We start from the raw sequence: 7,490 nt of genomic DNA, 5'->3' as shown, positions 1-7,490 counted from the left end.
GCGCCGTAGCGCCGGAGGCTGGTATTTCGTCGGCAGGGAAGTCGTAAGTCGGCGGGGCCGCGCTCGGGCGCGGCCCCTCCGTGCTGCACCCGTCCCGTCCCCGGCCTAGGGTCGCCGTATGGCGGCGGAGGACGACGGGGAGCCGGAGGAGCTGGACTACCGGTTCACCCTGGCGAACGAGCGGACGTTCCTGGCCTGGATCAGGACGGCGCTGGCGCTGCTCGCCGGGGCGGTGGGGCTGGACCAGCTGGCGCCCGACCTGGCGCCGGTGCCGGTGCGGGTGACGCTCTCGGTGCTGCTGGCCGCCGGCGGGGCGGGGCTGGGGTGGGCCGCCTACCACCGCTGGGTGCGGGTGGAGCGGGCGATGCGGGCGGGCGGCCCGCTGCCGGCGACCCGGATCATGCTGGTGCTGACGGTGTGCGTGGCGGTCGCCGCGGCGGTGTTCTCGGTGCTGATCGTCGGCTGGTCGCGGTGACCACCGCCCCGCGGGACCCGGGCCTGCAGCCGGAGCGGACCCTGCTGGCGTGGAGCCGCACCGCGCTGGTGCTGGCCGCCGACGCGCTGCTGGTGCTGCGCACCGGGTACGTCCACGGGCTGCCCGGACTGGCCGCGCTGGGCGGGGTGTTGGCGCTGGCCGCGGTCGGCCTGTACCTGCACGGGGTGCGGCGGCGCAGTGCGGTGGAACACGCTCCGCACGTCCCGGCGAGCCGGTGGTGGATGCGGGGGCTGACCGCCGCGGTGGTGCTGGCCGCGGCCGGGGCGGCCTGGTCGGTGCTGGTGAACACGGGTGGGTGAGCCCCGGGCCGCTCGCCGGGGCCGTTCCCGACCCCCGCCAGGTGGTACAGACCACATGACTCGGATCACCTGTTTTTCGGCGGCTGTTTGCCGACGGGTGTATACGTTCGCCGACAAGGCCAGGCATACTGGCCGGGTCGGGCATTCCGCCCGGCCCCCCGTCACAGCGAGAACTTCCACGAAAGGACCGGTGGTCAGGGATGTTCCGTAACGGTCTTGAGCCCTGGCACATCGTCATCATGGTGGTGGTGCTGGTCCTGCTGTTCGGCTCGAAGAAGCTGCCCGAGATGGCCCGCGGCCTCGGCAAGTCGATGCGCATCCTCAAGGCGGAGACCAAGGCCCTGCGCGAGGACGACGCCCCCGCGGCGGCCCAGAACGGCACCGCCGCCTCGCAGGCCGAGCAGCCGCGCCAGGCCGTCGAGCCGACCAACGTGACCAAGGCCGCCGAGCCCTCCAAGTCGACCACGGCCTGACGCCCGGCGGCCCCCGGCCGCCCGCGCCCGCCGTACCGGAGCCCCCGGCCCGTCGCCCTGACGGACCGGGGGCTCCGGCGTGTCGTCCGGCCCGAGTGGCTGACCGTTTTGTTCTGGTATCTCCTGGTATCCACCTGACGGCGGATCACAGGGAGGCACCGGATGGCGGCGGACCCGTCGGACGAGCGGGAACTCGCGGAGCTGCGCGAGCGGATCGCCCTCCTGGAGCAGGTGCAGAAGGCGCCGGCCCGCCGGGAGCACCACCGGGTCCGGTCCTTCTTCGCGGTGCTGCTGATCGTGCTGGCCGCGGTGCTGACCCCGCTCGGCGTGGTCGCCGCGTGGAGCAAGTCGCAGGTCACCGACACCGACCGGTTCGTGTCCACGATGGCGCCGCTGGCCTCCGACCCCTCGGTGCAGAACGCGCTCACCGACCGGGTGACCACCGCGGTGATGCAGCAGCTGCCGATCACCGACCTGCTGAACGACGTCGCCCCCGCCGACCGGCCGCTGCTGGACGCCGCGCTGGGCAAGCTCGGCCCGGCGCTGACCAGCGGGCTGACCGGCTTCGTCCACGACCAGGTGCTGCGCTTCGTCCAGTCCGACGCCTTCGCCACGGTCTGGACGGGCGTGCTGCGCAACGCGCACGCCGCCTTCGACAAGGTGCTGACCGGGCAGGGCGGCGGGGCCGTGCAGGTCAAGGGCGACACCGTCAGCCTCGACCTGGGGCCGGTGGTCGCGGCGGTCAAGGACCGGCTGGTGGCCAACGGGCTGGGGCTGGCCTCGAAGATCCCGGAGGTGCACACCGACTACACCCTGGTGCAGTCGGACGCGGTGCAGAAGGCGCAGACCGGGCTGCGGCTGCTCGACCTGGCCGGGTTCTGGGTGCCGGTGCTGGCCCTGCTGTGCGCGGTCGGCGGCGTCGCGCTGGCGGTGCGCCACCGCCGGGCCGCCGTCTGGGCGGCGCTCGGGATGGCCGCCGGGGCGGGGCTGCTGGGCATCGGGCTGAGCGTGTTCCGGGCGCTCTACCTGGACAAACTGCCCGCCGACGTCAACCAGGCCGCCGCGATGGCGGTGTACGACACCCTGGTGCGCTACCTGCGGGCCGCGATCCGGATGCTGCTGGCGCTGGGCGTGGTGGTCGCGCTGGCCGCCTGGCTGACCGGCTCGGGCCGCCGGGCCGGCTGGGTGCGGCACCTGTGGCGGGAGGGGCTGGGCGCGGTGCGGCGGGCCGCCGAGGGCATCGGCATGCGGCTCGGCCCGGTCGGCCGCTTCGTGCACCGCTGGAAGGCGTGGCTGGGCTGGGGCGCGGTGGCCGTCGCCGCCGTGGTGCTGCTGACCTGGAGCTACCCGACCGGTGCGGTGGTGCTCTGGATCGCGGTGGTGCTGCTGGGCGTGCTGGCCGTGCTGGAGTTCCTCGACACGCCCGCCGACGCGGCCGCCGGCCCGCCCGCCGTCCCGCCGTCCGTCCCGCCGTCCGGTCCGCCCGCGGACCGCCCCGGCGGCGGGAAGGCCGCGGCGGCGTGAGGGACCTCGTCCGGATCTACGTCGGCATGCTGGCCGGCCCGGTGCTGCTGCTGGTCGCCTACTTCACGGTGCCGCTGGGCTCGTTCGGGCCGGACCACCCGGGGATCAGCTGGACGGTGTTCGGCGTGCTGCTGGCCGTACTCGGCGCCGGGGTGCTGCGCGAGGTGCGGATGCAGGTGCTGGGGCAGTCCCGGCACCCGGTGCCGCGGATCCTGATCCTGCTGTGCGGTGCGCTGGTGGTGTTCTCCACCGCCTACCTGGCGATGTCCAAGGAGCCGGGCGAGCTGGACGGGCTGGTCACCAAGGTCGACGCGCTGTACTTCACGGTGATCACCATGGCGACCGTCGGCTACGGCGACATCCACCCGGCCGGGCAGGCGGCCAGGATCGTGGTGATGCTCCAACTCCTGTACACCGTGGTGTTCCTGACCACCGGGGTGACGGCGCTGACCCGGCAGGTGAAGACCAGGGCGGTGCAGCGGGCCCGCCACCGCGAGCAGCGCGGCGACTGAGCCTTGCTGGGCCCGCTAGTCCTGCTGGGCGGCCTGGGCGTGCACCAGGGCGGTCAGGGCGGTGAGCCGGGTCTGCCAGCCGATCAGGAGCGGGGCGTCCACGGCCTTGTGGCGCTGGAGGTCGCGGACCAGCTTCTGGGCGTCCTTGAGGGAGTCCTCGGCGTCCGCGGGCTGCTTGTCGTTGACGTCCTGGGTGGCCTGGTCGAGCAGGCCGGTCAGGTCGTCCTGCTTGTCCCGGTCGTGCTTGAAGCCGGCCTGCGCCACCTCGGCGCGCAGCTGGGCGAGTTGGGCGGTCACCGGGCCGCCCTTGGGGGTGGCGGAGGGCTTGGGCGAGGCGCTGGGCCTGGTGCTGGTGGACGCGGACGCGGAGGCGGACGGGGTGGGCGCCGGGGACGGCTCCGCGGTGGTGGCGGCCGTCGCGGCGGGGGTGTGCGCGGCCTTCGGAGCGGTGCCGCCGCCGCTGAGCGAGAACGCGGCGATGCCGGCCACGCAGACGATCACGGCCGCGCCGATGCCCCCGTACACCAGCGGGTTGCGGCCGCGCCGGGGCGCGGGCTCCTCGTCCTCGTAGCGGGCCGAGGGCAGCAGCGGGGCCCGCACCGGCGGCAGCACGGAGGTGCGCTGCGGCTCGGTCCAGGGCTGCTGCGGCGGGGGCGGCGGCGCGGCCGGGAAGGCGGTGGCGGGGACGGGCGGCAGTACCTGGGTGGCGGCGCCGAGCAGTTGGGCGGTGCGGTCGGCGGGGGCGGCCGGGACGGCGGCGAGCAGTTCGGCGGCCGCGGAGCGCGCGTCGGCGGGGCGCTCGGCCGGGTGCTTGGCGAGCAGCCGCAGGATCGCGGCGTCCAGCGCGGGCGGCACGTCGGGGCGGTGCGCGGAGACCGGCACCGGGTACTCGGTGACGTGCTTGAAGGTCACCGCGACGGGGGTGTCGGCGGTGAACGGCGGCGCGCCGGCCAGCATCTCGTACAGCACGCAGCCGACCGCGTACAGGTCGGCGCGGCCGTCGACCTGGCCCGCGGTGGCCTGCTCCGGGGAGAGGTAGGCGGCGGTGCCCAGCACCGAGGCGGTCTGGGTGAGCTGCTGGCCGGAGGAGGAGCCGACCCGGGCGATGCCGAAGTCGACGACCTTGACCCCGCCGTCCTGGGTGATCATCACGTTGCCGGGCTTGATGTCCCGGTGCACCAGGCCCTGGTCGTGCGCGGCGGCCAGCGCGTCCAGCACGGCGGCGGCGGTGCCGACGGCGCGCTCGACCGGCAGGACGCCCTGTTCGGCGATCACCCGGCCCAGGGTCGCGCCGTGCACCAGCTCCATCACCAGGTACGGGGAGCCCTGGTCGACGCCGGAGTCGAAGACGGTGACCACCCGGGGGTGTGCCAGCAGCGCGGCCGAGCGGGCCTCGCGGGCGAACCGCTCGGCGAACCGCGGGTCGTCGGCCAAGCCGCCGTTGAGCACCTTGACCGCCACCTGGCGGCCCAGTTGGTGGTCCACGGCGCGGTACACGGTGGCCATGCCGCCGACGCCGAGGATCTCGCCGAGCTCGTAACGCCCGTTCAGCGCGCGTCCGATCATCGGATACTCCTCTCAACTCCGGGCGGGCACCCGTGAACCATAGCGGGCGCCGTCAACCGGGGTTCACGGGCGCTGCACGAGCAGGACCGCGGCCAGCGCGGCGAGGGCGGCGGCCAGCAGGGTGCGCGGGACGCCCCGCGGACCGCGGGCGGCCCGGCGGGCGGCCCGCTCGGCGGCGCGTTCGGCGGCGGGCGAGGTGCGGGGGAAGGTCATCGCGTCAACTCCGGTTCGCCGGGGCCTGGAGCGAGCCGTAGCGCTGCATCCGCTGCCAGCGCAGCCGGTTGCCGGCCAGCGCGGTCCACACCGACTGGATCACTACCAGGTACATCAACTGGCGGTAGACGACCTGCTGGAGCGGCAGCGTCCACAGCGGGCCCAGCCGCTCGCCGTCCAGCCGGAACGCGTAGCAGGCCGACAGCGCCTGCAGCACCAGGAAGCCCAGCCAGACCGCGGCGATCCGCGCCGGGTCGAGGAACAGCAGGCCGTAGACCGCGAACACGTCCACGGCCGGGGCCAGCAGCGGCAGCAGCACCTGGAACATCAGCAGGTACAGCAGCCCCCGGCGGCCCAGCTTGCCGGCCTGGCCGCGCTGGGCGAGCGAGCGGCGGTGCTTCCACATCGCCTGCAGGGTGCCGTAGCACCAGCGGTAGCGCTGGCGCCACAGTGCGGAGAGCGAGGCCGGGGCCTCCGTCCAGGCGACCGCCCGCTCCTCGTAGACCACCCGCCAGCCGGCCCGGCACAGCGCCATGGTCAGGTCGGTGTCCTCGGCCAGGGTCTCCTCGGCGACGCCGCCGAGCCGCAGCAGGGCCGAGCGGCGGAACGCGCCGACCGCGCCGGGGACGGTGGGCATGCACTGGGCGAGGTCGAAGAAGCGGCGGTCCAGGTTGAACCCGACCACGTACTCGATGTGCTGCCAGCGGCCCAGCAGCCCGCCCCGGTTGATCACCTTGGCGTTGCCGGAGACCGCGCCGACCCGGCGGTCGGCGAACGGCTGCACCAGCAGCCGGACGGCGTCCGGTTCGAACACGGTGTCCCCGTCGACCATCACCACCAGCTCGCAACTCGCGTGCCGCAGGCCGTTGTTGAGCGCGGCCGGCTTGCCCGCGTTGGCCTGCCGGAGCACCCGGACGCCGGGCAGGCCGAGCGACTCCACCAGATCCGCGGTGCCGTCGGTCGAGCCGTCGTCGACCACGATCACCTCCACCGGGTGGTCGGAGGCCAGCAGCGAGCGCACCGCCGCCTCGATGCCCGCGCGCTCGTTGTACGCGGGCACCACCACCGTCACCGGCTCGGTGACCGGCGGCCCCCAGCCCCGGCGGCGCAGGCGCCGGTGGCGGGCGGCGGCGAACAGCAGCACCACCGCGCGCAGCACGCTGACCGCGCCCGCCGCCCAGAGCAGCCAGCCGAGCACCGCCACCGCCAGGTCGCCGCCGGACAGGGCGAGCAGCAGCGCCCGGCCCTGCCAGTGCTCGGCGCCGCTCGCCGGGTGCGCGGCGTCCGCGATCGCCGCGGTCTCGGAGACCGTCCCGACCCGGTAGCCCGCCTGCTTCAGCTTCGGCAGCAGCTCGGCCAGCGCGGCCACGGTCTGCGAGCGGTCGCCGCCCGCGTCGTGCATCAGCACGACCTGCCCGGCCCCCTGCCCGGCCGGGCCCTGCGGGGTGGCATTGGCGACGATCCGCTCGACGCCCGGCCGCCGCCAGTCCTCGCTGTCCTGGGTGGTCAGCACCGTCAGGTAGCCGGACCGCCCGGCCTGCCGGACGGCCTGCCAGTCGGCGTCGGTGAGCGCGTCGTTGCTCGAGGAGTACGGGGGCCGCAGCAGCGCGGTGGTGGTGCCGGTCGCACCGGCCACCGCGAGCTGCGCCTCGCGCAGTTCGAGCGAGCGGCGCCACGGCGCGGCCTGCGCGAGGTCGGCGTGGGTGAAGGTGTGGATGCCCAGCTGGTGGCCCTCGGCGAGGATCCGGCGGGCCAGCTCGGGGTGGTCGGCGACCTGGGTGCCGACCACGAAGAAGGTGGCGTGCACCCCCTGCTGCTTCAGCACGTCCAGGATCTTCGGCGTCCAGACCGGGTCGGGGCCGTCGTCGAAGGTCAGCGCGACGGTGCCCGGGGCGGGCCGGGCGGTGCGCGGCACCTCGGCGGAGGCGTCGATCACCGGGCCGCCGTGGGCGGCCTCCGGGGGGACGGCGAAGGACGGCCCGGCGGGGCGGGCGGCGCCGTCGGGCGCCGACCCGTACAGGTGGCGGGTGTAGCCCTGCAGCAGCAGGGCCGCGGCCAGGGTCACCACCGTGGCGGCCAGCAGCAGCCAGTGGGTGCGGGGCGCGGACTGCCGCACCACGCCCCGGCGGCCGCGGCGGGCGCGCCGGGCGGGGGCGGCGCGGCGGGGGGAGGTCCGGGGGGAGGTCATCGGGGAGGGCTCGCTAGGGGGTCTTGGCGGGCTTGCGGCTGTTGCTCGGCGCCGTACTGGGCCGGCCGTGCGAGGCGGCGGCGTCGGGGGCGGCGGCCGGGGACGGGGTGGTGGCCGCCGCGGTGCCCCGGGCGGCGGTGCTCGCCGCCGGTGCGGCGGGCGGCCGGGACTGCCGGGCGGCGGGGGCGCCGGTGCCGTCGGGCCGGGGCGTGCTCCGGC

Annotated in this window: 9 protein-coding genes; 5 read left to right on the top strand and 4 right to left on the bottom strand. The window is 75.7% G+C overall.

Annotated features, from left to right (window positions below):
• Positions 1-118 precede the first annotated feature (118 nt).
• The 5 genes from ACFUEL_RS30935 (at position 119) to ACFUEL_RS30915 (ending at position 3,304) form a co-directional block, all read left to right on the top strand.
• Positions 119-475, top strand: coding sequence for a YidH family protein (locus ACFUEL_RS30935; RefSeq protein WP_380240098.1), 357 nt, complete (start codon positions 119-121; stop codon positions 473-475).
• The gene (locus ACFUEL_RS30930) at positions 472-795 is read left to right on the top strand and encodes a DUF202 domain-containing protein (protein WP_380240097.1); all 324 of its coding nucleotides are present in this window, start codon (positions 472-474) and stop codon (positions 793-795) included. The genes ACFUEL_RS30935 and ACFUEL_RS30930 overlap by 4 nt, the downstream gene beginning before the upstream one ends.
• A gap of 200 nt (positions 796-995) precedes the next feature.
• Complete coding sequence (tatA, locus tag ACFUEL_RS30925) at positions 996-1,268, top strand: Sec-independent protein translocase subunit TatA (RefSeq protein ID WP_380240096.1); 273 nt, start codon at positions 996-998, stop codon at positions 1,266-1,268.
• Between the two features lie 162 nt (positions 1,269-1,430).
• Positions 1,431-2,792, top strand: coding sequence for a hypothetical protein (locus ACFUEL_RS30920; protein WP_380240095.1), 1,362 nt, complete (start codon positions 1,431-1,433; stop codon positions 2,790-2,792).
• Entirely contained in the window at positions 2,789-3,304 is a 516-nt protein-coding gene (locus ACFUEL_RS30915) for a potassium channel family protein (protein WP_380240094.1), read from the top strand. Before ACFUEL_RS30920 ends, ACFUEL_RS30915 begins: the two co-directional genes overlap by 4 nt.
• Positions 3,305-3,319: 15 nt before the next feature.
• On the opposite strand, the gene ACFUEL_RS30910 is transcribed toward ACFUEL_RS30915, so the two are convergent.
• From ACFUEL_RS30910 to ACFUEL_RS30895, 4 genes are all read right to left on the bottom strand, one after another.
• Positions 3,320-4,870, bottom strand: a complete 1,551-nt coding sequence (locus ACFUEL_RS30910; RefSeq protein ID WP_380240093.1) for a protein kinase — start codon at positions 4,868-4,870, stop codon at positions 3,320-3,322.
• Between the two features lie 63 nt (positions 4,871-4,933).
• Positions 4,934-5,083 (bottom strand): hypothetical protein, encoded by a 150-nt coding sequence (locus ACFUEL_RS30905; RefSeq protein ID WP_380240092.1) that lies wholly within the window; start codon positions 5,081-5,083, stop codon positions 4,934-4,936.
• A 4-nt stretch (positions 5,084-5,087) separates the two neighbouring features.
• Positions 5,088-7,271, bottom strand: a complete 2,184-nt coding sequence (locus ACFUEL_RS30900; RefSeq protein WP_380240091.1) for a bifunctional polysaccharide deacetylase/glycosyltransferase family 2 protein — start codon at positions 7,269-7,271, stop codon at positions 5,088-5,090.
• Positions 7,272-7,284: 13 nt separating this feature from the next.
• A partial coding sequence (locus tag ACFUEL_RS30895) for a hypothetical protein (protein ID WP_380240090.1) occupies positions 7,285-7,490 on the bottom strand: 206 nt, incomplete at its 5' end.

This window comes from Kitasatospora sp. NPDC057198, from assembly GCF_042670125.1.
Classification (GTDB): Bacteria; Actinomycetota; Actinomycetes; order Streptomycetales; family Streptomycetaceae; genus Kitasatospora.
This window is presented reverse-complemented; position numbering and strand designations above follow the sequence as displayed.